We start from the raw sequence: 24,672 nt of genomic DNA on the forward strand, positions 1-24,672 counted from the left end.
GTGAGGCCGGCGAATGCCGGCTTTTTTAACGTTCAAATAAAAGCAGCTTGCCTGCATCATCAACGAGCCGATGAGAATGCTTCGTGTATTGCTGTTCGATTAAGCGATGGCGACCTAATTCCTTTGCCTTTTCATCACTATCCGTTGTGATTTTTTCATTTAATAAAGTCTCACCCGATGGGTCAAATACAGTTAAAAAGTATGTCTTCGCCATTCCTCATCTTCCTTTCCTCTACTTTTCTATGTAATTAAACAAGGAATAAGATAAAACCTCTTTTTTAGCCCTTAAAAATGTGTTTTTTAGAATGAGAGTGATAGAACGTGCATTCGCAAAAATGGCATGATAAAATATGGACAATGACAGTATCGGACAAGGAGATAGACGTTTGACTAAGCTCACCTTTATTCATGCCGCAGATTTACATTTAGACAGTCCATTTGCAGGAATGTCGAATATCCCTAGCTTACCCTTTAAGCGGCTCAAAGAAAGTACATTTCAAAGTGCGAAGAATATGTTTGATTTCGCCATTGGTCGAGCAGTAGACTTTGTGCTACTGAGTGGAGATTTATTTGACGAATCCAACCGCAGCCTGAAAGCACAGCTGTTTTTAAGAAATCAGTTTCTAAGACTGCAAACTCAAGGGATTGAAGTCTTTATTATTTATGGTAATCATGATCATTTAGGCGGTGAATGGACACCGGTTGAGTGGCCTGAGAATGTGCACGTTTTTTCAACCAGTACCCCAAGTGAGCAATCCTACTATAGAGGAGATCAGCTTGTCGCAAGTATTTATGGATTTAGCTACAAAGAGCGTGCTGTCTATGAAAATATGACCTCACATTACGTCAAAACGACAGATGCTGCCTTTCACATTGCAATGCTTCACGGTACATTAGCTGGACAAGAAGGTCATGACGCGTACGCACCTTTTCAGCTTGAGCAGCTCGTTTCCCGAGATTTCGATTATTGGGCGCTTGGACATATACATAAGAGAGCCCTTCTGCATGAAGACCCGTTGATTATTTACCCTGGTAACATGCAGGGCAGACATATAAAAGAAACAGGAGAGAAAGGCTGTTACGTTGTTCAACTCTCCGAGGATTCTGCGACAGCGGAATTTATGAGCTGTGCGGATGTGATGTTTGAGACACTTGCAATAGACATCACAGAGACGGTTCATATGACGGATCTTGTGATACTTGTGGATAACAAAATCAGTGAACTGAAAAAGGATGGCGTCCCTCATTTTGTGAAAATTGAATTGATGGGTGAGGCTCCTCCTTACTTTGAGCATATGCAGCTTGAGTTGCTTGAGGAGCTGATGACCGTTCTTCATGAACAGGAAGAAGATGAAGATGTATTCGTTTGGGTGATATCGATTGATTGCCGAACAAATGAGGAAATCGCCTATCCAGAAGATTCTTTTTTAAAGGAACTCACTGCTGAAATTTCACAGTTTGAGGCATATGAAGAGCTTCTATCACCGATCAAGCGTCACCCAACTTATAGAAAGTCAGGAAAAGCTCTCACAATAGAGGATGAAGTGGATATAAAAGAAGAAGCACAAAGGCTGCTGAAAGAACAGCTAAAGCAATTATGAGAAAAGGAGAGGCACAATGAAAATACGTTCACTCCATATCGCCCATTTTGGGAAATTTTCAAATCGGACCTTTCACTTTTCTGATGACGGTTTTCAGCTAGTTTACGGCCTGAATGAATCTGGGAAAACGACATTGAAAACGTTTATTGAATCGATGTTATTTGGTTTTCCAAAAAACAAGATGTACAAGACGAAACAGGGTTCTTTTTATGGTGGTTCCCTCACTTGCGAAGATGACGAGTTAGGCGTTATTCACATTGAGAGAACATCCGACCGCGTTGGTCAAGCACAGGTGTTTTTACCGAATGGTGAAGTGAAAGACGAGGCTTTTCTACAGACACTTTTAAAGGGAACGGATCGCAGATTATATCAATCAATCTATTCATTTGATGTGTTCGGACTGCAAAATGTCCAAGCCTTAAATCAGGATCAAATAGGCGAATTTCTACTTTTCTCAAGTTTATTTGGCTCAGATGCAGCCAACAAGATGGATAGCAGGCTGCTAAAGCAGCAGGAGCAGCTGTTTAAACCAAATGGCCGCAAGCCTGAATTAAACCAGCAGCTTGGTCATTTAAAAGAGCTGACAGGTCAGCTGAAACAAGCGAGATTGGTAGAAGGCAGCTATACCGAAAAGAAACGGGAGCAATCTGAATTAACGGAGACGATCGAAAAGCTTCAAAATGAAATGAAGCAAGCAGAAGAACACCTTCAGAAACTGACTGAATCCATTCAAGTGTATCCCATGATTGAGAAAAAAGTGGAGTTGAAAAAGGAATTAGCCCGCTTTCCAGACCGGGTCAAACGTTTTAGAGCAGAAACAGAGCATGAGCTGGATAAACTAGAATCACACCTTCACCCAAAAAAGGCTCAATTGACTGCACTGAAACAGAAGTTAGATCATTTGCAAACCTCACTCGTACAAGTTCAACCGCTTTATGACAAGGATACCTTAATGGAGATGAAACGAGTCGTAGATGAAGCATCTAATGCTGAGCTTGTGAAAAAGCGTATAGCAGAGTGTCGAGCAAACCGTGATTCATTGAAACAAAAAATCGACGAAGCGGTAGCAAAGCTAAAGTGGGAGCGCCCGATAAAGCTCGAACAAATCGACGATTCGCTTGAATTTGAGTGGGAATTAAAGGAGTCTGTCACTCAATACGTTCGTCTCATGGACAGAAAGGCGCAGTTAGATGAACGATTTGATCACGCAAGACATGAGCTGGACGAAGCAGAAGCCGCGCTAAAAGGATTAAAGGAACAGCAAGTGAGACTGCACGGAGCAGAAGATGATGCGAAGGAGACAAGATCGAAAAAGAAACCGGTTTATTCCCTGACGTCATTATTCCGAGGTTTGATCGCATTTGATGTGGTGTTTCTGTTTGTTCTATTCTTTTTAACAGAGTGGTGGATCACGTTCTTGTTTGCGGGATTTTCTGTTTTTCTCTTCTTTGTCATTTACTCATTCAGTCAAATGAGCCCTATGAAACAAAGAAGCGGCGAAGACGCCTTAGATTCCTTTCAAGTGCAGGCAGCTTCAACTGAAACACTTATGAGGCAGAAGGAGCTGCTGTACGAAAGAATCATCCGGCAATATGAAGACTGGGAGCTAGAGCTAGAGCCTGTCCAGCAGCAAGTAGAGGAAAAGAAGAGGCAGCTTGGCTTGTCGTCTGAGCTTTCTTTCCTAGTCGAGGCCTTCCATATTCTCAAACAATTAAAAATGAATACAGCGGCATATGAGGAGCTTCAGCGTGAATTAGACGTGCTCTCCGATAAGCAATCGGTTTATGAGCGCAAGGTTTCAGCATTAAGTAGTATTTGTCAAAAAAAGGAAGTATTTATTCAGGAGAATATTTCAGCCTTTCAAGAGATATTGAAAGATGAGGCGAAAAGAGAAAAAGAACGCCAGACATTACATGTATCCATTCAACATGCGATGCAGCAGCTCTCGACACTAGAAGATGAAATTCAATATTACGAAAAACAAACTGACGAGCTTTTTCGTCAAGTAGAAGCAGAGTCCAAAGAAGATTACCAAGTGCTTTCTCATCTATCGAAAGAATACCGGGAACGGCTTTCTGAGCTGCAGCAGCTGAATCAAGAGCTTCATAGAAGCGGTTGTTTTGATGAGGAGGAATGGATTGTTCGCAAAGGACTACCTCTCCTTGAGGAGGAGTGTGCAGAAGCAAAGCAGCACCTTCATGACGTTCAATTGAATGCGGAGAATATGGAAAAGCGTTTAGCAGAACTAGCGGTGGAAATCCGGCAAATAGAAGCTTCTGGAACGGTGTCTGATTTGACTCATCAGCTTGCCGCAGAGCAGGAGCATGCGAAGCACCTCGCAAAAAAATGGGCGGCCATTCAGCTTGTCCGCTCCGTCATACGAGAAAAATTGAATGAGCATAAAGAAACAAGGCTGCCTGCATTGCTTCAAACAGCCTCTAGTTTTATTCAACCGTTAACAAATGATCGTTATGAAGCGATTTTATTTTCACCTGAAGATGACTTGCTCATGGTGAAAAGAATGGATGGACGAATATTCCGTCCAGAGGAACTTTCACAGGCAACGTGTGAACAGATCTATCTGGCGATTCGTTTTGCGCTTGCTTTGTCTCATCAGCAAGATTGTCAGCTTCCGTTTATGATGGATGACAGCTTTGTTCATTTCGATCACGTTCGTCTAGGCAGAGTGCTGGAGATGATGAACGAGCTCACACGTTTTGAAACACAGCTGTTTTATTTCACCTGTCATGAGCATATGAAGCAAGCGGCAGAAGATGGACAGGTTACGAGTTTAGCAGTTGAATGATTGACAAATAATGACTTATGTTATACTTATATGAGCAGAAACATGGAAGGAGCTTTTATTGAATGGCTAAAGGGATCATGACCTATGATGTCGGCGAACAAGTTGACCTGCATTTATTAATTAAATCATCTACTAAAGGGATTGCGAGTAATGGCAAACCATTTTTAACGTTAATTCTTCAAGATCAAAGTGGAGATATTGAGGCGAAACTATGGGATGCGAAGCAGAATGATGAACAAACCTATGCCGCGCAAACCATTGTGAAGGTAGTAGGCGATATTCATCATTATCGCGGGAGGAATCAGCTGAAACTTAGGAATATACGCCCTGTTGCTGAAAATGAGCAAATTCGAATTGATGATTTTCTCGAAACAGCTCCTATTCCAAAACATGATATGATGGATACGATTATGCAATATATCTTTGATATGAAAAACCCTAATTTACAGCGTGTCACAAGGCATTTGCTGAAAAAATATGGACAGGAATTCGCTGACTATCCAGCAGCAACAAAAAACCATCACGAATTTGTCTCTGGTCTTGCTTATCATGTAGTGTCCATGCTGCATTTGGCTAAATCGATTGTTGACTTATATCCATCATTAGATCGAGATCTTTTATATTCAGGCATCATTCTTCATGATTTAGGAAAAGTCAAAGAGCTTTCAGGCCCAGTCTCAACCACCTATACGGTGGAAGGGAATTTAATTGGTCATATTTCGATTATGGTGACAGAAATTGCGAAAGCTGCAGAAGAGCTGGGTATTGACTCAGAAGAAATTCTGATTTTACAGCACTTAGTACTGAGTCATCATGGAAAAGGAGAGTGGGGCAGCCCGAAACCACCAATGGTGAAGGAAGCCGAAATTCTCCACTATATTGATAATTTAGATGCGAAGATGAATATGATGGATCGTGCGCTTGAGCATGTGAAGCCAGGAGAATATACAGAACGTATTTTTGCGCTAGAGAATCGTTCATTTTATAAACCAACCTTTCACGAATAACCATGTCAAAACGTCCGCTTCTGCGGGCGTTTTTTTCATAACTTGTCTTCTTTTTGCATAAGCATGTAACACAAGGGAAGAGAGAGCTGTTCTGAAAAAAAGGAGGCGATGAAAAAATGTTGTTTTTTCCATGGTGGGTGTATGCATGTATCATTGGCATTATTTTCTGTGCGTATAAATTAATGACAACGGCCAAAGAGGAGCAAGAGATTGATCAATCCTTTATTGAAAAGGAAGGAGAAATTTTTATCGAGCGAATGGAGCAAGAAAGAGAGCGCAGACGTCAGGGGCAGCAAATGAAAAGATCCCAGGATACGGCGGCACATGAAGATCACTCGATTGCTTAATCAGGTGATATAAAACCCCCTCTGCCCAATCACGGCAGAGGGGGTTTTTGCGATTACTGGTTTTGTTGAGATTGTTGATTTTGTGCAGGTTGTTGATCTTGTGCAGGTTGTTCAGATTTTTCTTTGAACGTGTTTTCAAGCTCTTTATCTTTTACTTTCACATCTGCATCTTTCACCAATTTGTTTAAGATGGTTTGGATTTCATTTGTGTCTGCTTGTTTTTGATTAAGTAGTTCTTTTTTCAAGTCTGCTTTCATGTCATCGTATTTACCGCGTTCTTCGGTCTTTTTAATGATATGGTAGCCGAATTGTGATTTCACTGGTTTGCTGATTTCATTCACTTTTAGTTTAAATGCAGCTTTACTGAAGTTCTCGTCCATTTGACCTTCTTTTGCGAACCAGCCTACATCTCCGCCTTGTGCAGCTGAAGCGGTATCAGTTGAATATTCAGACACAACAGCATCCCATTTTTCACCTTTATCTAATTTCTTTTCCACTTCGTCAGCTGTTTTCTTATCAGCTACTAAAATGTGGCTTGCGCGGATTTTCCCTTTTAGGTCATCGTAATACGCTTTTACTTCTTTATCAGTGATTTTGATGTTAGCTTTGGCAGCCTTTTGAGTCAGCAGCTCATATTTCACTTGATCTTTGATGTAATCTTTTCCGAATTCATCTTGAAGTTGTTTTAAACGATCTTCACCAAGTGTCTTTTTATATTCTTCCATTTTCTTATCAATTTCTTTATCAGATACTTTGTATTTGTCAGCAAGAACCTTTTGTTGAACAAGTAGATTTAAAGCATCTCCACCTGCTTGTTTCTTAAGAGTCGTATAAAGCTCTTCTTTTGTGACATCTCCTGATTTTGTTGTTGCGATGACATCTTTATCACCACTACTGCATGCGCCAAGAGTTAAAACACTAACTGCTGTTACAGCTGCTAAAGCCATTTTTTTCATTCAAAAAACACTCCTAATCTTTCCAATTTATTTATCATTGCTTGTATCATAACATATTGTGACACGCTGTAAAAAGAAATGCAAATGGAAGGGCATTCGTCTAGTCAAAAATTTGCGCGCTACATACACATATAGTGATCACAAAAAGGAGGCTGAATTATATGGGAGCAGGATATTCTAATGGGTTTGCTTTATTGGTCGTGCTATTCATTTTGCTGATCATCGTTGGTGCAGCATATCTTTACTAATTAAATCGCCGTGACAGAAAGGAGCCGTCCTGCCATGCGTGCGGGCGGTTCTTTTTTCAAACGATGACAGGTGCCTAAACGTTTTCAATTTTATAGCATACACTGAGCTTAGAACAGAGGAAGAACTGGCAGGAGGTGTTTTTACATGGGAGGAGAAGTCTTCGCTGGCGGTTTTGCACTAGTCGTCGTGTTATTCATCTTATTGATCATTATCGGTGCATCTTGGATTTGCTAATTAATCAATATACACAAAAAGCTGCCCTCAAACTGGCAGCTTTTGCTTTGATCTTAAATAGATATGGTAATTTCAACAAATGATGAGATCAGTAAGATCAGTATCGATACATTGATAAAGCGAAACACCTTATCTTGCCGTTCTTCAGGAATCTCTCTGACAAGGCATAATGTATTAGTAAGCCTGTTTATTGAATACACAATAAACGCGGCAAAGACGATGAAGTAAAATAAAACTATCGGAGATCCCCCCTCTCTATGCTATTCCCATACTACATTACCAAATTTTTTATGAAAAAGATAGAAGTTGGCTTTAAAAACCTCATGATGAGGATGTTTGGTCAACTAAAATATCAAACTCGTCTTGGGCTTGATCGATGATGCAGGATTTAGGTGCTTTGAGCAGTTTCCATGCAAATAAAAAGTCAGGCAAACAATAGCCTGCATGAATACTTGCGATGATGATAAAATAGTGTGCATACATTGGAAACGCCACACCTAACACAAAGTAAACCGGTGAAATCACACAAAATGGACTGAGAAGTGAATAAAGCATGATGTTCTTTGGTACACGTTGCCAGCAATTTCGTTTAAATAGCGTCATTTTTTTCTTGTTTTTCATCACTGGGATCAAGTGAACCACACGGTGGACAAGCAATGTCACAAGTAAAAGCATAGCAAAAAGCGGTGCGTTGTGACTGCTTAGTCTCGTTTCAGGATGAGTCAGTTGAAAACATAAAAAAGCCGTAATGAAAAAAAGTATAGCAAGGCTGATGGCTGAAATCAGCAGTCTTGTATAACCATAATCCTTTTCAAGATTAATGGTCTTCCAACAATTCATTTTTCATCCTTCCAATCTTAAAAAACTAATTGAATATCTCAAGATAATTTACTCTTCCTGAAGATAAAAATCAATGGTTTTCATGAAAAAAAATAAAATGTTGTGTTCATATGGAATAAAGAGAGGAAACTTTGGATTTTTCAAGAAAAAAAGACAGAAGAGGGAGGTTCGTCTCTTTCGTCAATGAGTAATTTCGGCTAGAATAGAAAGACTAAGAGAAAGAGGGAACGTACATGAGTATTGAGGAACGAATGAGCCAGCTCGAATATTATATGGAACTTTTGCTGACGGCGACCGATATGAGCCGTTATCCATATTATGCATTATTGATTAGGCAGCGGGTATCGAAAGAAGAGGCGCAGGAAATTGAGCGTATTTGTGCTGAGCTTTCAGAGGAAATGGACAAGCAAAAAGCACAAGGCTACGTCATGTTTGACGATATGCTTGCGCTTTTTGCAGGACAGTTAATTGAAAAGCTGGATGTGCATGAGACGATATTTGCATTGCATGATCAAGGGCTGTTTCAGCCGTTGATGAATGAATTTATAAAGATCATTAAACAATTTGATTTGCTTTATTAGCCGCTTTTTCTGCTGCATCAGCTGAGTCTTCAAGTTCCTCAGGTTTTTTCGTGACTTTTCCTCGCTCATTCAAAAAGTCCTTCTCGATGTTTGAAAACGATTTCTCAAAAATCTCCATGAAGTCCTCACCATAGATGTTTCGGATAATACACATCATTTCTAAAATCTCAGGGAACTTTCCGTAAATGTCATGAAGCGGCTGTGCGCCTTTGACAATACCAGTTCGTGCCGGGTCATAATCTTCGAGTAGTTTATGGAATGTCTCTTCGCCTTTTGGCGTTAGCTCAATATACGTATTGCGTTTATCGTTTAACTTTTTAGAAAATTTTAAAAATCCTCGTTCCTCGAGTTTCTTGGAGAAGTTAAACGCCGTTGATACATGCATGACGCCAAACTTTGCAATTTCTGATATTGAAGCTCCTTTTAATTGATACGCAATCCACAAAATATGATGTTCATTGATATTTAGGTTATACGGTTTGATCCACTGCTGCCAGTCCTTTTCAATGGATTTCCAAAGAGCTTTGCTCAATTGGGCCATTCTTTGACTGAATAAAAGTGCTTCTTTTACATCGAAAGGCTGTTCCGAATGATTCATCCATTTCACCTACTTCTCTTTTTCTTGTAATTCTATTATGCCAATAAAATAAAGATTAATAAAGCTGAAAATTCAAGAATTTTTAAAACTCATGAAAAACATTGACAAAATAACCTTTTTTCAACAAAAAAAGTGCGGGATACGCACCCCGCACACTTTTGTAAACGAATATTTTTTCTTGAGTATATTAGTTTTGTAAGGTTTTCTCCAATTGCTTGAGTTTTTCCTCAATTTCCTGAATTTCCTTTTGCAAGTCCTGCTGGTGAGGTTTGATTTCTTCACGCCATTGCTGAATCGATGTTTGTAATTCAGTTCCGACTTCTTTAATGACCTCTGCGCTTTCTTTTGCTGTTTCAACAATTTGTTCTTTTAAAGCTTGTCCATCTCTTTTTAATCTTGTCAGCGTATCTTCAAATTTGTCATAGCCGTCTTTCATCTTTCCGCGCACATCTCTGCCAGAAGAGGGAGTCGTCAGGAGCACTGCCGCACCTCCGAGGAGACCGCCTACAAATAATCCTGTTAATAAAGAACGTCCACTAGCCATTCAAATCACCTCTAGTCAAATTTTACACATTCGCATGTTCTCTCTGAGCTGACGATCAGCTTCATTGAACTTCCATACATAGCTTGCTTTATTTTAGCATACTTTTGAAGAAAAGGGAGGGGAGAAGGTTGTCTGTCTTTCTGTTCGTTTTTACGTGTATCGGTGTCGTTTTTACAGGTGGTTCTATTCATTATGCAAGACAGCTGGGGTATGCAGGGTCTTATCCGCCAAAACATGTATTAAAGCAAAAAGCACTTGTGTGTGCGGCAGGTGCAGGAATTTCGCTCCTCATTTTGCTGCTGACCCTTTTTCTTTTATAAAAGCATGAAAAAAACCTCTTCATCTATTATGAAGAGGTTCGATTATTCGTTAAGCAACTTCTATCATTCTTGCACGTCTAAGAATGGACTGAGCAATTGGGAAGACAAATACCATGGCAATGGTATTAATCACGGCTGCTGGCAGGACGACGCCTACAAGAAGTGCCGGTAATGCAGCTGGCAGTCCAGTGATCAGTAATGCGGCAGATAGGAAAATCACGCCGGATACGATGGTTCCAATCGCAGTTAATACAGCGGTCAGCACTACTTTGTTCTTTATCTTCATGCAAGATAAGAAAAGGGCTAAGAAGATAAAGGCTGTCACTGGTTTATCAATCATATTTGGAATTTGTCCGCCTGGGAAACCCGTTGTTAATGCAGAAATGGCGCCTGTTACGAGGGCAATAACCACTACATGCTGTACCTTTGGGAAAAGGATGATGCTTAAAAACATCATGACCAGCATCATATCAGGTTTCATTCCGAAAAAGATGGGCGGGAAAATCGTATGCAAAACAGCTCCCATTGCTGCAAGCAATGACATAATAACTAATTCTTTTGTTTTCATTTCTATGCTCTCCTCTGCTAAGCTCTTAGAACTCTCCAATAATATGGCTCATCATTTATTGCAAGAGTCATCACTTTATATTTCTCGTTATTATACCAAATTTATTTCTCTATAGAAAAGCTTTTTCACTCATTTTCTTGCTGGAACTTTTTCATAAAGTCCGCAAGCTTTTGGCAGTCTTCAATCGATACCGCATTGTAAATAGATGCTCTGCATCCACCGACAGAACGGTGGCCGGCAAGTCCAACCATTTGTTCCTGCTTTGCTTTCTCTACAAAGGAAGCAGTGAGCGCATCATCACGAAGGGTAAATGTGACATTCATATGCGACCGGCTGTCAGTGCGTGCGTGTCCTTTGTAAAAACCGCCGCTTTGATCAATTTTGTCATAGAGAATGCCTGCTTTTTGTTCATTGCGTTTTTCCGCTGCTTCTACGCCGCCAGCCTGTTTGACATGCTCAAGGACAAGCGACAGCATATAAATCGCAAAAGTCGGTGGTGTGTGATAAAGAGAGCCAGCTTTTGCGTGTGTTGAATATTTTAATATTTTCGGTGTGCTGCTTTTCTCTTTTTCTAATAAACGTTTGCGCGCGATCACAATCGTGATACCAGAAGGCCCTAAGTTTTTTTGTGCCCCAGCATAAATGAGATCAAATTGAGAAACATCGATTTTTTTGCTGAGAATATCACTAGACATATCCGCAATGAGTGGTAATGATGTACCAGGGAACGTTTTCCACTGAGTGCCGAAGATCGTATTGTTTGATGTGATGTGTAAGTAAGCGCCATCTGTTAAACCGGAGGCATCTACTTCTGGAATATACGAGTAGTTGTCGTCTTCACTTGAAGCAAACACAGATGTTTCACCAAACCCTTTTGCTTCTGATAATGCTTTTTCTGACCAAGCGCCTGTTTGAATGAAATGAGCCGTTTCGTCTTCATGTAAGAAGTTCATAGGAATCATCGCAAATTGAAGGCTAGCTCCGCCCTGTAAAAAGAGGACTTCGTAATCTTCAGGAATGTTCATCAGTTCCACCAACAGTGCTTTTGCTTTATTGTGGACTTCTTCATATTCACCGCTGCGATGAGACAGCTCCATCACAGACATTCCAGTTTGTTTAAAATCAACAAGTTCTTCCTGTGCCTTTTCAAGCACTTCTAGCGGCAGTGCCGCCGGACCAGCATTAAAATTCGTCGTTCGCTTCATCACAATCTCTCCCTATTTCTCGCGTTAATGGATCAAAAGATAAAACCATCCTATCACAAATTTGAAGCAATTGGACAAAAAATTTGAATCGTTCTAAATATCTTACTATTAAGAAATGAAGGGGATAAAAAGGGGTGGAAATGAGAAAAACCTCATCTATTAAGATGAGGTAAGCCGCGTATGAATGGCAGAAGAAATCTCTTTTAAATCCTCTGACGTGTATTGATCTTGATGTGATTTCCATACGGCACCAAAGCCATCGCCTTTGCCGTAACGCGGAATGATATGCATGTGGTAATGGAACACAGATTGTCCGGCTTTTTCGCCGTTGTTGTTTAAAAGGTTTAATCCAATGGGTTCAAATTCCTGTTTGATGGCTCTTGCAATTTTCGGAATCGCTTGGAAGTAGTGATTAGACACTTCTGGTGTCATTTCGTAGATATTTTCTTTATGTATTTTCGGGATTACAAGGGTATGCCCTTTTGTTACTTGGCTAATATCTAGAAAAGCCAATACATGCTCGTCTTCATATACTTTTGCACATGGAATGTCTCCATCAATGATCTTGCAAAAAATACAATCGCTCACGTCATGTCACTCCTCAATCATTTTCCTTCATCGTATCACAAAAATGAGCAAAAAAGAAAACAGGACAAGCGAACTCCTTTGGTCGCTCATCCTGCTCCTGCAGAAGAAATGCTGATGCTTTCATTCGATATGCCTTTTGAATTCTCTATTTACTGAAATAAAGAATTCATATGCCTGCTATTTCTGCCGTAAACACCTCATTTGACGTTTTGGTTTGTCGTATACATATTGTATAGGACACAAAAATCAAGAATCAGTGAAGCAAAACAGAAGCTAAGGTTTTTAGATGAAAAACCAACTTGTCATGCGGTTCTTTGCCTTTAACAAACACCTCATTTACTTATTGGTCATCAAGTTCATTTCTTCTACAAACAATATGATGACCAAGATGCCTATTTTTTATTCATGACTTGTTTATAGGTAAACATTTCAAATTACCTTTCGTTTTTGTTACTATAAAGGAAAAACGAAAGAAAGGAACGAATTCATGTCCCTTCTCACTGTAAAAGATGTAACGGGTGGATATACGAAGAATCCCGTTCTAAAAAATATCTCATTTGAATTAGAAAGAAATCAAATCGTCGGTCTCATCGGTTTAAACGGGGCGGGGAAAAGCACAACCATTCGCCATATCATCGGACTCATGAAACCGCATAAAGGTGTCATTGAGTTGAATGGACGAACCCTTCAAGATGATCAAGAGGCGTATCGCTCGCAATTTACATTTATTCCAGAAACACCTGTATTATATGAAGAATTAACTTTAAAAGAGCATTTAGAGCTGACAGCGATGGCTTATGGACTATCAAAAGAACAATTAGATGAACGGCTGCCGTCATTGCTGAAAGAATTTCGAATGGAGAAACGTTTGAAGTGGTTCCCTGCTCATTTTTCAAAAGGAATGAAGCAGAAGGTCATGATTATGTGTGCGTTTCTTGTTGAACCAGAACTGTATATCATCGATGAACCGTTCTTAGGGCTCGATCCTCTTGCGATTAATGCACTGCTTGAACGGATGAATGCTGCAAAGAAAAACGGCGCTAGTGTCCTGATGTCAACGCATATCTTGGCGACAGCAGAACGCTATTGTGATTCCTTTATTATTTTGCACGAAGGGGAAATTAGAGCGAAAGGAACACTGACAGAGCTGAGAGAACAGTTCAATATGAGAGATGCGACACTCGATGATCTTTATTTGGAATTAACAAAGGAAGAAAGCTATGAGTAAAACGACGCAAAGCATTTGGAAATCCCGATTAGAGGAACACATACAAGATACAAGAAAATATTTAAAATACATGTTCAATGATCATCTTGTCATTGTGCTCATTTTTTTCCTTGCAGGCGGAGCGAGCTGGTATAGTAACTGGCTCAAACAAATTCCAGGTCATTTTCCATCCTACTGGGTCATGGCAGTTGTTTTCTCATTGGTGCTGACAAGCTCTTACGTGCGGACGTTGATCAAAGAAGCAGATCTTGTGTTTTTGCTTCCTTTGGAAGGGAAGATGGAGCCTTATTTAAAACAAGCTTTTAACTTTAGCTTCATTTCTCAGCTGTTTCCTCTCATTGCCGTATCCATTGTCGCACTCCCGCTTTATTCGGCGGTGTCTTCAGGCGGCATCAAGATGTATGTGCTTATATTGGCGCAAATGATTTTGATCAAGGGTCTGAATACAGCGATTCAATGGAGAATGACGTATTTTCAAGGAAAACAGATGAGATGGCTTGATGCAGTCCTTCGTTTTCTATTGAATATGATTTTAATCTATACCGTTTTACAGGCATCATATGCAATCGCAATTGTTTTTTATCTCATCTATGGTGTCTATCTCGTTTACTTAACGAATGCAGTCAAAAAGCAGACTTTTCAATGGGAATTGCATATTTCTGACGAATTAAAACGAAAACAGCGTTTTTATCGTTTGGCCAATTTATTTACAGATGTGCCTCATTTAAAGAAACAGGTGAAAAGAAGAGCCTATATGGACTGGCTTTTGCAGTTTGTTCCGTATGACCAGCGTAAAACTTTTTCTTACATGTATGTGAGGGCATTTTTACGATCAAATGACTATTTTGGTCTCGTGTTTAGGCTAACTGCCGTGTTTGTGCTGATTATTTTGTATACAGGTGCAGCAGGCTGGGTGGGCGCGCTGCTTGTCTTGTTCACCGTGTTCATCACAGGTGTCCAGCTTGTGCCGTTAACGAAGCACTTTGCCCATCTTTCATTACAGGCACTTTATCCTGTTGCTCAGCAAGAAAAGGATCGGAGCTTTTTTGTTCTCGTCCGTAACGTGCTCATCATCCAATCGATATTGCTAAGCTGTTCAGTACTACCGGCAGGAGGATGGCAGGGAAGTGGACTTGCCCTTCTGATTTCACTGGCATTTGTGCTTGTCCTCTTCAAGCCTTACGTACTCAGTCGATTAAAAAAGATGCGATAAGCAGAGATATGTTTCTGACAGCGAGCGTATGATGACATCAAGGAGGGGACCGGATGAATGCAGCTGAACGGGAGTTATATGAAGAAGCCATTCTTTTTCAAACACGATTTTTAAGAAGACCTTCAAAGGTTGAACGGTTTTCAAAAGGAGTTCAGCAGCAGGTGAACCGCCGAATCCCTGCCAGGTTTCATCAAGTCATCACAAGTGCGGTCAAAACAATGGTTGAATCCACCGTATCAGGATCTCACTTCACTTCATTTTCAGTCATTGATGAGCAATTATCCATCATTGAGCGAAATGAACTGGCAAAGGAGAAAGTGAAGTACTATCAAAAGGCAGCTGCGATCGAAGGAATTGGAACAGGTGCAGGTGGTATTTTGCTCGGTATGGCAGACTTTCCGCTGTTGCTTAGCATCAAGATGAAATGTCTTTATGAACTGGCATGTATTTATGGCTTTGATTTGTCTCAAAAAGAGGAAAGACTCTTTTTGCTCTGTATATTTCAACTCGCCTTTTCCGGCAGTACACATCGTCAAAAAATGATGAGCATCATTGATGATTGGGAAACGAGCCGTGAGAAAATGGATTGGTACAGCTTTCAGCAGGAGTATCGAGATTACATTGACCTAGTGAAGCTGTTTCAATTAATGCCGATTGTCGGAGCCGCTGTTGGCGGTGTGGCAAATCATCACCTGACAGGACAGCTCGGAGATGTCGCTCGTCATGTGTTTCACTTACGGGTGTTGAAAGAAATGAAATAGAAAAGCCGCTGTTTGCCAGCGGCTTTTTTTATTCATCGTAGGAAAGGACAGCACGGGCGAGTACCTTTGCTGCGATAGGCATTGCTTTTTCGTTGATATCAAACTTCGGGTGGTGATGAGGATACGTGTCTTCGCTGTTTTCCGGCATGGCGCCTGTGTAAAAGAAGGTTCCAGGGACATGCTGAAGGTAGTAAGCAAAATCTTCTCCGCCCATTTGGGTTTCGGCTTCTATTACTTCTGTGACACCATCTGTTTGTTTTGCGATGTCAGCAATAAATTCAGTTGGCTTTGGATGATTTTTGACAGCAGGGTATCCTCTCACATATTCATATGTGTAGCTTGCATCATGCATGTCGCACACCCCTTTTACGACCTGTTCAATTTCTCGTTCGATGGTGTGTCGTGCACTCTCTTCAAAGGATCGTGCAGTACCAGTTAAAACTGCAGAATCTGCAATGACGTTAAAAGCATTCTCTGCCACAAAACCCCCAACAGATACAACAGCAGAATCAACTGGATTGACTTTACGGGCAACGACTTGCTGCAAGTTTGCGACGATTTGTGAACCGATGAGTACAGCATCTTTCGTTAAGTGAGGTTGGGCACCGTGTCCGCCTTTTCCCTGAACTCGGATAGAGAAGCGGTCGGCAGCTGCCATAAAGTTCCCGCTTTTATAAAGAACCGTGCCACAAGGCTCTGGAGACCAAAGGTGCGTCCCGAATATGACATCGACACCGTCTAAGCAGCCGTCTTCGATCATTGGTTTTGCACCGCCTGGCGCATATTCTTCTGCGTGCTGATGAATGAGGACGATTTTCCCTTTTAATTGATCACGGTGCTCATTCAAAATTTTCGCTAAGACAAGTAGTGTCGCTGTGTGCCCATCGTGTCCGCAGGCATGCATCACACCGGGCTTTGTCGATTTGTAAGGCACTTCCTTTTCATCATGGATAGGAAGTGCATCGAAATCAGCCCTGAGGGCAATCGTCGGCCCCGAAGAAGCTCCTTCGATAAAGGCGAGTACACCATGGCCGCCCACCTGTGTACGTGTTGGTATATGTAATCTGTCATAGTAGCTGGCGATGAAAGCGGCTGTTTCTACTTCCTGGAAAGAAAGTTCAGGATTCATGTGGAGATGGCGTCTAATTTCAACCATTTCCTCATAATGTTCATCAAGATGTTCATTGATGCTTTTTTGTAAAGTGGATATTGTCATTGATTTGAAAACCTCCTTCATGCTCTTTTACTGATTGTATGGTAATTGTTAGAATCTTTCAACAGAAGAGGATGTCGTTTGCGCATCAAAAGGTCATTTTACATAAAAGTCGAAGTTGCTATGAAGCGGGGAAAGGGAGGAATTGTATTGGGAAGCTGTCCAAATTGTTCGAAAACGTTTTCTTACGTTGAAAAGTTTCATTTATCACATACGAAAATGATGATGTGTCCAAGCTGTCGGCATCAAATCAAAGAAACCATTGTATCAAAAATGAGTTTTTTCATGATCTGTTTGATTCCGCTATTGGTGATGCTCATTCAATTGAAAGGGGCTTCACCTATGTTGAAGTGGCCGATCTTATTAGGATGGATCCTATTGAATTTATATGTAATTCAGCCGATCATTCATCGGTACGAGCTGACATCACGACGATAAAATGAAGAGCCCAGCGATTGGGCTTTTCAGCGTGTAGACAAACCCTCGCATTCGGTGTCAGGTCTGCGCTCCGGTGCTCACGAATAATCAATTCGCTCCACTCCGGTGCTCGTCCTTCCTAGACTGCAAAGGTTTTCTATCACGCTGAAAAGAAGACAAAGGGCTAAAATAAAGATCATTTTAGCCCTTTGTCAACAATCTGAAAAGCCCAGCGATTGGGCTTTTTTTCATGAAAAAAGAAGTGCTGAAAGCAGCACTTCCTTAATTGTCTGTAACGGCATGATAGGATGTGAGATAAGCAGGACGAGAGAAGATGGAGCCAGTATCATCGTTTGGCTGAAAGAAAGCTTCTGATTCTTGAAAGTCTTCAAATAAGTCCTCTGATTCCCAGAGTGTCATAATCAAATACACTTCTTCATCTTTTTTCGGTCTTAACACTCGAAGAGCCTTGAAGCCCCGCTGATGTTCTGAGATGTTCGTCTTCTTCTGAAAAGTAGATTCAAACAGTGCTCTACTTTCAAGCTTCACAGGGATATGATTCAAGGTGACGAAGCCAGAATGGACTAGCTCGCCTTTCGCATAAATCACATCATAGGCATGAGGGGCTTTAAAAACAGTCTCACCCTCCGTCTCATGGAAAAGAGCTGCTTGTTCTTTTCCGACCATATAAAGCAGATTCTCCTGATCGTGTTTTTTTGCGATTTTATGCAAGAAATCTGCTGTTCCATAAGTCATATAGACATTCATCTAAACCGCCTCCTGCTTGATAGTATAACAAAAGAATGATATATAATTCTTTGGTAGTCAATCCATAAAACATATTATGAAGCCATACATCCCATACTATCCGTATAAAGGAATGAGGTGACCTAATTTGAAGAAAAAGAAGATAATCATTCCATTAGTCATTGCAGGAAGTACAATCGTGCTTTCATTTATTGGCTATCTGACCATTTTATTTTTAGGACATTATGTCATAGATGAAAAGAAGCTTGTATTTCACGCTTCATCCCAAATCATTGATCAGAATGGAAAAGAACTCACAAGTATGTATTCAGAAAATCGGGACCCTGTGTCAATAAAGGATGTACCTGATAAAGTAGCAAAAGCCTTTGTGGCTGTTGAGGACAAGCGGTTTTATGAGCATCATGGAATTGATGCGCAGTCAATTTCAAGGGCGGTTTATCGAGATATATTAGCAGGTGGAAAGGTAGAGGGCGGCAGTACAATTACTCAGCAGCTCGCAAAAAATATTTTTCTCACAAATGACAAAACCTTTCTGCGAAAAACAAAAGAAGTCATCATTGCAATTAATTTAGAAAGAGATTATTCAAAGGATAAGCTGCTCGAAATGTATTTGAATCAGCTTTACTTCGGTCATGGCGTCTACGGTATCCAAGCAGCAGCCAATTATTACTTTAGTAAAGATGTGAAAGATTTAACGGTCAGCGAAGGGGCTACACTCGCTGCGATGCCAAAGGCGCCGTCTACTTACTCGCCTGTTTTACACCCTGATAAAAATAAACAAAGGCGGGACACGATTCTTAACTTAATGAATGAGCAAGGATATTTATCATCAACAGAAACAGTAGAAGCAAAAGGGAGAACACTAGGCATTCATTTGAAAAAGAAATCGGAAACGCCTTGGGTCGATAGCTATGTCGATCTCATCATTAAGGAAGCTGAATCAGAGTATGCCATTTCACATGAGCAATTGCTTCAAGGTGGTTATACCATTACAGTTCCGATCGATATGAATCTGCAAAAGGTCACCTACGATGCGATGAAAAACAACCGTTATTTCCCGGGAAAAAGCGGTTCTCCTGAAAGCAGTGCCATCTTTATTGATAATGAGTCTGGCGGAGTAAAAGCAGCAATCGGAGGACGAGAATATCAAGCGAGGGGCTATAACAGGGTGACTGCTGTTAGACAGCCTGGATCTGTTTTCAAGCCGATCGCGGTATATGGACCTGCGCTGCAGGAGAAAAAATTCCGACCTTATTCCCTGCTTGAAGACGAAGAAAAAAGCTATGAGGGTTATTCACCAAAGAATTACGATGGACAGTATGAAGGCAAGGTCACGATGGTGGAGGCCCTCATGAAAAGTAAGAATACAGCAGCGGTGTGGACATTAAGCCAGCTTGGTATTGATACTTCGAAAACATATCTCGAGAAAATGGGAATCGATATTTCGGATCAAGGACTTGCGATAGCCCTTGGCGGTTTAGAAAAAGGGGTTTCTCCACTTCAAATCGCGGGAGCTTTCCACACATTTGCCAACGAAGGCGTATATAAAAAGCCTTTCTTCATTCAGAAAATCACCAATGATGAAGGAGAAACGGTAGAGAAAAATCGCAGTAAGCCAGAACGAGTGTTCAGCGTGCAGAATGCTTGGAATATGACAAGAATGCTGCAGCAAGTCGTCAAAGGCGGAACAGCCCAGAGCGGTTCGTATGCTGGAGATTTAGCAGGTAAAACAGGCACGACCACATATTCAGGTGTGAAGGGTGCAACAAAAGATGCTTGGTTTGCCGGCTATACGCCAAGTACAACGGGTGCGATCTGGATGGGGTATGACAAAACCGATAACAGTCACTATTTAACTGGCGGAAGTCAATACCCAGTGCAGCTGTTTAAGGATATTTTAACGGCAGCCCAAATAACGAATGAAACGTTTAAAAAACCAGAGGGGATTAAAGAACTTCAAGCGCCAATTCATTTAGAAGGACTTTCTGGATTTGAAGCCCGCTATGTGTTTAAAATCAAAGGATTGTTTACATTAGAGCTGTCTTGGGACAAGCAGGAGGATAAACGCGTTGAATACCGCATCTATGAAAAGAGAAATGGAAGCGAAACGCTGATTGACTCAGTGACAGGCACAAATAGCTACACAATGCCGTATGCCAATGTGTTTTCAGATGCGGAGTATAAGGTGGTTCCATATAATACCCAAACGCAAGAAGAAGGAGAAGGCAGTCCATATGTCAAGCCAGAGGCTTTTGGACGTTAATATTCGGCGATTTTTTGAACAATGAGCCGGTTTAGTATACCGTGCCTTGAAAAAGCGGTATAGTAAAAGCAGTGTTTGAGCCTTATACAAAGAGAGTGTAAGGCGAAAGGTGGAATGAAAGGTAATGGGAAAAACGAAGGCTTTTAACGACACTTTCTTAAAGGCGTGCAAAGGGGAAAAAACAGACCATGTACCAGTTTGGTATATGAGGCAGGCAGGACGCTCACAGCCTGAATATCGTGCCCTTAAAGAAAAGTACGGGCTATTTGAAATTACGCATCAGCCAGAGCTATGTGCTTATGTAACACGACTTCCTGTAGAACAATATGGTGTAGATGCCGCGATTTTATATAAAGATATTATGACCCCGCTTCCAGCTATTGGAGTGGACGTTGAAATTAAAAATGGCATTGGACCTGTCATTGATTCACCGATTCGGTCAAAAGCAGATATCGAACGTCTTGGGGAACTTCATCCTGAAGAAGACCTGCCATATGTGCTCGATACGATTCAGCTTTTAACGAAAGAGCAGCTGAATGTACCGCTCATCGGTTTTGCTGGTGCACCATTTACGATGGCTAGCTATATGATTGAAGGCGGCCCGTCTAAAAACTATCATAAAACAAAAGCGCTAATGTACAGTGAGCCTGAGACATGGATGCTACTCATGAACAAATTAGCTGATATGACGATCACGTACATACGCGCGCAGGTAAAAGCAGGGGTCAGTGCATTTCAAATCTTCGACTCATGGGTGGGCGCTTTAAATGCAGCGGATTACCGGACATTCATTAAACCTGTCATGCAGCGAATTTTCACAGAGTTGAAGAGTGAAAATGTACCAATGATCATGTACGGAGTTGGTGCAAGCCATCTTGTGAAAGATTGGCATGACCTGCCGCTAGACGTCGTTGGACTTGATTGGCGAATGAGTGTAGACGAAGCGCGAAAAGAAGGGCTCACAAAAACGTTACAAGGAAATCTTGATCCAACGATCTTACTTTCTCCTTGGGAAGTCATTGAAGAAAGAGCAAAAGACATATTAGATCAAGGGATGAAATCAGATCACTTCATCTTTAACTTAGGTCATGGGGTATTTCCAGATGTTTCACCAGATACGTTAAAGAAGCTGACCGATTTTATTCACGACTATTCAGCTTCACATAAAAAATCATCCATCTAAACTATTTCAATTGATCTGAAGGAGTGTTGGTTGTGGAGAAAAAGAAAATGGGGCTTCTTGTCATGGCATATGGCACCCCATATAAAGAAGAAGACATTGAGCGTTATTATACACATATTCGTAGAGGCAGAAAGCCTGAGCCGGAAATGCTGCAAGATTTAAAGGATCGCTACAAGGCAATTGGCGGTATTTCTCCTTTATCAAAAATTACAGAGCAGCAGGCACATGGTTTGTGTGAGCACTTGAATGACATTCAAGACGACATTGAATTTCATGTGTACATTGGCTTAAAACATATCGAGCCTTTCATCGAGGATGCAGTTGCTGACATGCACAAGGACGGCATGACAGAAGCTGTGAGTATCGTTTTAGCGCCGCATTTCTCTACCTTTAGTGTGAAATCATATAACAAACGTGCACAAGATGAGGCAGACAAGCTCGGCAATCTACAGATTACGTCTGTTGAAAGCTGGTACGATGAGCCAAAGTTTGTGGACTATTGGGTGAAGCAAGTGAAGGATACGTATGCATCAATGAGTCAAGAGGAAAGAGATTCCGCGGTACTTATTGTGTCTGCACACAGCCTTCCTGAAAAAATTATTGCAGCAGGAGATCCATATCCTGATCAGCTCGCACAATCTGCCAAAATGATTGCAGAAGGTGCGGGAATTGAACACTATGAAATTGGCTGGCAAAGTGAAGGCAATACGCCGGATCCATGGCTTGGACCAGACGTACAAGACTTAACGCGGGACTTATTTGAACAAAAAGGCTATCAAACATTCGTGTATGTGCCTGTTGGTTTTGTCGCTGATCATCTTGAAGTGTTATACGACAACGATTATGAATGTAAAGTCGTGACAGATGAAATTGGTGCAGCCTACTATCGTCCAGAAATGCCAAATGCGAAACCAGCATTTATTGATGCTCTGGCAACAGTCGTATTAAAGAAGCTTGACGAAAGCAAGTAATCATATAAAAGAAGGCGATCCTATGCATGACAATCAAAAACACCTTGTCATCATTGGCGGTGGCATCACTGGTTTAGCCGCCGCCTTCTATTTGGAAAAGGAAGTCGAAGAAAAAGGTCTTCCGATTCAAATATCACTTATTGAAGCGAGCCCTAGGCTAGGTGGAAAAATACAAACATTATATAAAGACGGCTACATCATTGAACGTGGACCTGATTCATTTTTAGAAAGAAAGGTCAGTGGGCCGCAGCTGGCAAAGGATGTCGGTCTGACCGATCAGCTCGTCAATAATGAAACTGGGCAAGCGTATGTACTAGTCAATGAAAAGCTTCACCCGATGCCAAAGGGTGCTGTTATGGGGATTCCAACTCAAATCAGCCCATTTATTACAACTGGTCTTTTTTCAGTTGCGGGAAAAGCAAGAGCAGCGATGGATTTCGTGTTGCCAAAAAGCAAGCAGACCGAAGATCAGTCGCTTGGTGAATTTTTTAGAAGACGTGTGGGTGATGAGGTCGTTGAGAATTTAATCGAGCCTCTTCTATCAGGTATTTATGCGGGTGACATTGATCGCCTCAGCTTAATGTCTACCTTCCCGCAATTTTATCAAACAGAACAGCAGCATCGCAGTTTGATTCTTGGGATGAAAAAATCACAGCAGCATGCGAAAGCGCAGCAAGTGACTGCGAAAAAACAAGGGCAGTTCCAAACGATCAATCAAGGATTGCAGTCGCTTGTGGAAGCAGTAGAAAGTAAGCTCAAGCTGACAACGGTGTATAAAGGGACAAAAGTAAAACAGATTGAAAAAACGGATGGGGGCTATGGCTTGCAATTAGACAGCGGTCAAACGCTTTTTGCCGATTCAGCCATTGTCACGACTCCGCATCAATCGATTTATTCCATGTTTCCTAAAGAAGCAGGGCTAGAGTATTTGCATGACATGACCTCTACTTCTGTTGCAACAGTAGCACTCGGTTTTAAAGAAGAGGATGTTCATAATGAATATGACGGCACTGGTTTTGTCATCTCAAGAAACAGTGATTTCTCTATTACGGCCTGTACATGGACAAACAAAAAATGGCCGCATACCGCTCCGAAAGGAAAAACGCTATTGCGTGCGTACGTCGGAAAAGCTGGTGACGAATCGATTGTCGAGCAGTCAGACAGTCAAATCGTCAGCATCGTGCTGGAAGATTTAAAGAAAATCATGGATATTAAAGCAGATCCAGAATTGACGACAGTGACTCGCTGGAAGACAAGTATGCCGCAATATCACGTCGGTCATCAGAAAGCTATTTCGAACATGCGAGAAACGTTTAAGCAATCATATCCTGGTGTTTATATCACAGGTGCCGCTTTTGAAGGTGTCGGAATCCCTGATTGTATTGATCAAGGAAAAGCTGCCATCTCAGAGGCTTTATCGTACCTATTTTCATAAAAAACGACTCCCTTTTCTGTCATGGAAAGGGAGTTTTTCATGATCGAATCATTCAAAAAGAGTGGGGAATCATAAATGTGAACAAAGTTGTTGCATCTGGGGAAAAGGATATGGTATATTACTTTCTGTACTTAATGACCAAAACGTTCAAATAGTCATTTCGGGAGTGAGATCATGAGTGTTGATAGGAGACAAATGATTTTAGATGGTGCGACGAAGGCATTTACTCAATTCGGGTATAAAGCGACCACAATGGACCTTGTGGCAAAGATTGCCAACGTCGGAAAAGGAACCATTTATACATTTTTCAAAAACAAAGAAGAGTTGTTTGATGAAATTTTCACATCCCTTTTACTAGAGATGAGGAAAATTGCGGATGAGGCAATTGATGAGAAGAATAGTTTCTCTGAAAACCTTCACTTAGCACTCTTTGCAATTTTAGAATTTCGAAAAAACCACCAGCTCACAATTAAGATTTTTCAGGAAAATGCAGAGCTTGGCACGTCAGCGGTCAAGGAAATGATCGAAAAAATGGAGCAGATGATCATTCGCTATATCAAAATGAAAGTACAAGAAGCGATGGATAAAGGCGACATTAAGCCTTGTGATCCTGAATTGACTGCATTTGTGATGGTGAAACTATATATTGCACTGATTTTTGATTGGGAAAAGCGATACGAGCCTTTAACAAAAGAAGAGGTAGCCGAATCGCTGGAGCTTTATGTCTTAAAAGGACTATCTGCAACAACATAATTTTTTTTGAGTTCAAATGACCA

28 protein-coding genes are annotated in these 24,672 nt (G+C 41.1%); 17 read left to right on the forward strand and 11 right to left on the reverse strand.

The genetic code is table 11. From position 1 onward, the window contains the following. Nucleotides 1–25: 25 nt before the first annotated feature. The gene (locus MKY83_RS04925) at nt 26–214 is read right to left on the reverse strand and encodes a YhzD family protein (RefSeq protein WP_065098934.1); all 189 of its coding nucleotides are present in this window, start codon (nt 212–214) and stop codon (nt 26–28) included. A gap of 172 nt (nt 215–386) precedes the next feature. Between MKY83_RS04925 and MKY83_RS04930 the strand changes: the two genes are divergently transcribed. From MKY83_RS04930 to MKY83_RS04945, 4 genes are all read left to right on the forward strand, one after another. Then, nucleotides 387–1,601 carry a DNA repair exonuclease gene (locus MKY83_RS04930; RefSeq protein WP_185107611.1) on the forward strand — a complete coding sequence of 405 codons (1,215 nt, stop codon included), beginning with the start codon at nt 387–389 and terminating at the stop codon, nt 1,599–1,601. A gap of 16 nt (nt 1,602–1,617) precedes the next feature. Further along, nucleotides 1,618–4,407 carry an AAA family ATPase gene (locus MKY83_RS04935; protein ID WP_065098932.1) on the forward strand — a complete coding sequence of 930 codons (2,790 nt, stop codon included), beginning with the start codon at nt 1,618–1,620 and terminating at the stop codon, nt 4,405–4,407. A 62-nt stretch (nt 4,408–4,469) separates the two neighbouring features. Next, nucleotides 4,470–5,414, forward strand: a complete 945-nt coding sequence (gene yhaM, locus MKY83_RS04940) for a 3'-5' exoribonuclease YhaM (protein WP_065098931.1) — start codon at nt 4,470–4,472, stop codon at nt 5,412–5,414. A gap of 116 nt (nt 5,415–5,530) precedes the next feature. After that, nucleotides 5,531–5,761 (forward strand): sporulation YhaL family protein, encoded by a 231-nt coding sequence (locus tag MKY83_RS04945; RefSeq protein ID WP_044140681.1) that lies wholly within the window; start codon nt 5,531–5,533, stop codon nt 5,759–5,761. A gap of 53 nt (nt 5,762–5,814) precedes the next feature. Here the strand turns inward: MKY83_RS04945 and MKY83_RS04950 are convergent, their stop codons facing one another. Then, nucleotides 5,815–6,717: a peptidylprolyl isomerase gene (locus tag MKY83_RS04950; protein WP_044140682.1), complete on the reverse strand. Its 903-nt coding sequence runs from the start codon at nt 6,715–6,717 to the stop codon at nt 5,815–5,817. A gap of 161 nt (nt 6,718–6,878) precedes the next feature. Here MKY83_RS04950 and MKY83_RS04955 point away from each other — a divergent pair, with 161 nt between their 5' ends. Together MKY83_RS04955 and MKY83_RS04960 are read left to right on the forward strand one after the other, a co-directional pair. After that, complete coding sequence (locus MKY83_RS04955) at nt 6,879–6,965, forward strand: YjcZ family sporulation protein (RefSeq protein WP_008361129.1); 87 nt, start codon at nt 6,879–6,881, stop codon at nt 6,963–6,965. 145 nt (nt 6,966–7,110) lie between these two features. Beyond that, nucleotides 7,111–7,200, forward strand: a complete 90-nt coding sequence (locus MKY83_RS04960) for a YjcZ family sporulation protein (protein WP_017360317.1) — start codon at nt 7,111–7,113, stop codon at nt 7,198–7,200. A 53-nt stretch (nt 7,201–7,253) separates the two neighbouring features. Here MKY83_RS04960 and MKY83_RS04965 read toward each other — a convergent pair whose 3' ends face one another. Both MKY83_RS04965 and MKY83_RS04970 read right to left on the reverse strand, forming a co-directional pair. Further along, the gene (locus MKY83_RS04965; RefSeq protein WP_072368131.1) at nt 7,254–7,439 is read right to left on the reverse strand and encodes a hypothetical protein; all 186 of its coding nucleotides are present in this window, start codon (nt 7,437–7,439) and stop codon (nt 7,254–7,256) included. Between the two features lie 82 nt (nt 7,440–7,521). Next, nucleotides 7,522–8,040, reverse strand: a complete 519-nt coding sequence (locus tag MKY83_RS04970; RefSeq protein WP_003210901.1) for a DUF3267 domain-containing protein — start codon at nt 8,038–8,040, stop codon at nt 7,522–7,524. Between the two features lie 233 nt (nt 8,041–8,273). On the opposite strand from MKY83_RS04970, the gene MKY83_RS04975 reads away from it, so the two are divergent. Further along, complete coding sequence (locus MKY83_RS04975; protein WP_044140684.1) at nt 8,274–8,621, forward strand: YhaI family protein; 348 nt, start codon at nt 8,274–8,276, stop codon at nt 8,619–8,621. Here the strand turns inward: MKY83_RS04975 and MKY83_RS04980 are convergent. After that, a complete protein-coding gene (locus MKY83_RS04980) occupies nt 8,596–9,219 on the reverse strand; it encodes an HTH-type transcriptional regulator Hpr (protein ID WP_044140685.1) in 624 nt (207 codons plus the stop codon). The two genes, MKY83_RS04975 and MKY83_RS04980, sit on opposite strands and share 26 nt — an antisense overlap. 187 nt (nt 9,220–9,406) lie before the next feature. Further along, the gene (locus tag MKY83_RS04985) at nt 9,407–9,763 is read right to left on the reverse strand and encodes a YtxH domain-containing protein (protein ID WP_007497160.1); all 357 of its coding nucleotides are present in this window, start codon (nt 9,761–9,763) and stop codon (nt 9,407–9,409) included. Between the two features lie 128 nt (nt 9,764–9,891). Here MKY83_RS04985 and MKY83_RS04990 point away from each other — a divergent pair, with 128 nt between their 5' ends. After that, nucleotides 9,892–10,083 (forward strand): hypothetical protein, encoded by a 192-nt coding sequence (locus tag MKY83_RS04990; RefSeq protein ID WP_003211362.1) that lies wholly within the window; start codon nt 9,892–9,894, stop codon nt 10,081–10,083. Between the two features lie 49 nt (nt 10,084–10,132). Here MKY83_RS04990 and MKY83_RS04995 read toward each other — a convergent pair whose 3' ends face one another. The 3 genes from MKY83_RS04995 to MKY83_RS05005 form a co-directional block, all read right to left on the reverse strand. Continuing rightward, entirely contained in the window at nt 10,133–10,651 is a 519-nt protein-coding gene (locus tag MKY83_RS04995) for a tryptophan transporter (protein ID WP_003212065.1), read from the reverse strand. A gap of 125 nt (nt 10,652–10,776) precedes the next feature. Continuing rightward, the gene (gene serC, locus MKY83_RS05000; RefSeq protein WP_185107610.1) at nt 10,777–11,856 is read right to left on the reverse strand and encodes a 3-phosphoserine/phosphohydroxythreonine transaminase; all 1,080 of its coding nucleotides are present in this window, start codon (nt 11,854–11,856) and stop codon (nt 10,777–10,779) included. Between the two features lie 159 nt (nt 11,857–12,015). Further along, on the reverse strand, nt 12,016–12,444 hold the full coding sequence (locus MKY83_RS05005) for an HIT family protein (RefSeq protein WP_003212458.1): 429 nt from the start codon (nt 12,442–12,444) through the stop codon (nt 12,016–12,018). 487 nt (nt 12,445–12,931) lie between these two features. Between MKY83_RS05005 and MKY83_RS05010 the strand changes: the two genes are divergently transcribed. The 3 genes from MKY83_RS05010 to MKY83_RS05020 are packed head-to-tail and all read left to right on the forward strand — an operon-like array spanning nt 12,932 to nt 15,646. Beyond that, nucleotides 12,932–13,672: an ABC transporter ATP-binding protein gene (locus MKY83_RS05010; RefSeq protein WP_003212171.1), complete on the forward strand. Its 741-nt coding sequence runs from the start codon at nt 12,932–12,934 to the stop codon at nt 13,670–13,672. Next, entirely contained in the window at nt 13,665–14,885 is a 1,221-nt protein-coding gene (locus MKY83_RS05015; RefSeq protein ID WP_065098928.1) for an ABC transporter permease, read from the forward strand. The genes MKY83_RS05010 and MKY83_RS05015 overlap by 8 nt, the downstream gene beginning before the upstream one ends. Before the next feature lie 53 nt (nt 14,886–14,938). After that, a complete protein-coding gene (locus MKY83_RS05020; protein ID WP_065098927.1) occupies nt 14,939–15,646 on the forward strand; it encodes an EcsC family protein in 708 nt (235 codons plus the stop codon). A gap of 28 nt (nt 15,647–15,674) precedes the next feature. Here the strand turns inward: MKY83_RS05020 and MKY83_RS05025 are convergent, their stop codons facing one another. Continuing rightward, the gene (locus MKY83_RS05025; protein WP_065098926.1) at nt 15,675–16,862 is read right to left on the reverse strand and encodes a M20 family metallopeptidase; all 1,188 of its coding nucleotides are present in this window, start codon (nt 16,860–16,862) and stop codon (nt 15,675–15,677) included. 282 nt (nt 16,863–17,144) lie between these two features. Between MKY83_RS05025 and MKY83_RS05030 the strand changes: the two genes are divergently transcribed. Continuing rightward, nucleotides 17,145–17,297 (forward strand): hypothetical protein, encoded by a 153-nt coding sequence (locus MKY83_RS05030; RefSeq protein WP_223252843.1) that lies wholly within the window; start codon nt 17,145–17,147, stop codon nt 17,295–17,297. A gap of 261 nt (nt 17,298–17,558) precedes the next feature. Here MKY83_RS05030 and MKY83_RS05035 read toward each other — a convergent pair whose 3' ends face one another. Beyond that, nucleotides 17,559–18,044, reverse strand: a complete 486-nt coding sequence (locus MKY83_RS05035) for an antibiotic biosynthesis monooxygenase (RefSeq protein WP_044140691.1) — start codon at nt 18,042–18,044, stop codon at nt 17,559–17,561. Nucleotides 18,045–18,171: 127 nt separating this feature from the next. Between MKY83_RS05035 and MKY83_RS05040 the strand changes: the two genes are divergently transcribed. The 5 genes from MKY83_RS05040 (at nt 18,172) to MKY83_RS05060 (ending at nt 24,649) form a co-directional block, all read left to right on the forward strand. Next, nucleotides 18,172–20,307, forward strand: a complete 2,136-nt coding sequence (locus MKY83_RS05040; protein WP_106067167.1) for a PBP1A family penicillin-binding protein — start codon at nt 18,172–18,174, stop codon at nt 20,305–20,307. Nucleotides 20,308–20,431: 124 nt separating this feature from the next. Then, nucleotides 20,432–21,490: a uroporphyrinogen decarboxylase gene (gene hemE / locus MKY83_RS05045; protein ID WP_065098924.1), complete on the forward strand. Its 1,059-nt coding sequence runs from the start codon at nt 20,432–20,434 to the stop codon at nt 21,488–21,490. A gap of 32 nt (nt 21,491–21,522) precedes the next feature. Further along, the gene (hemH, locus tag MKY83_RS05050) at nt 21,523–22,461 is read left to right on the forward strand and encodes a ferrochelatase (RefSeq protein WP_050945387.1); all 939 of its coding nucleotides are present in this window, start codon (nt 21,523–21,525) and stop codon (nt 22,459–22,461) included. Between the two features lie 22 nt (nt 22,462–22,483). Next, complete coding sequence (gene hemY, locus MKY83_RS05055; protein ID WP_065098923.1) at nt 22,484–23,896, forward strand: protoporphyrinogen oxidase; 1,413 nt, start codon at nt 22,484–22,486, stop codon at nt 23,894–23,896. 174 nt (nt 23,897–24,070) lie between these two features. Beyond that, nucleotides 24,071–24,649 carry a TetR/AcrR family transcriptional regulator gene (locus tag MKY83_RS05060; RefSeq protein WP_065098922.1) on the forward strand — a complete coding sequence of 193 codons (579 nt, stop codon included), beginning with the start codon at nt 24,071–24,073 and terminating at the stop codon, nt 24,647–24,649. The last annotated feature ends 23 nt before the right edge of the window (nt 24,650–24,672 follow it).

Source organism: Bacillus sp. FSL M8-0266, assembly GCF_038613425.1.
Taxonomy (GTDB): domain Bacteria; phylum Bacillota; class Bacilli; order Bacillales; family Bacillaceae; genus Bacillus; species Bacillus pumilus.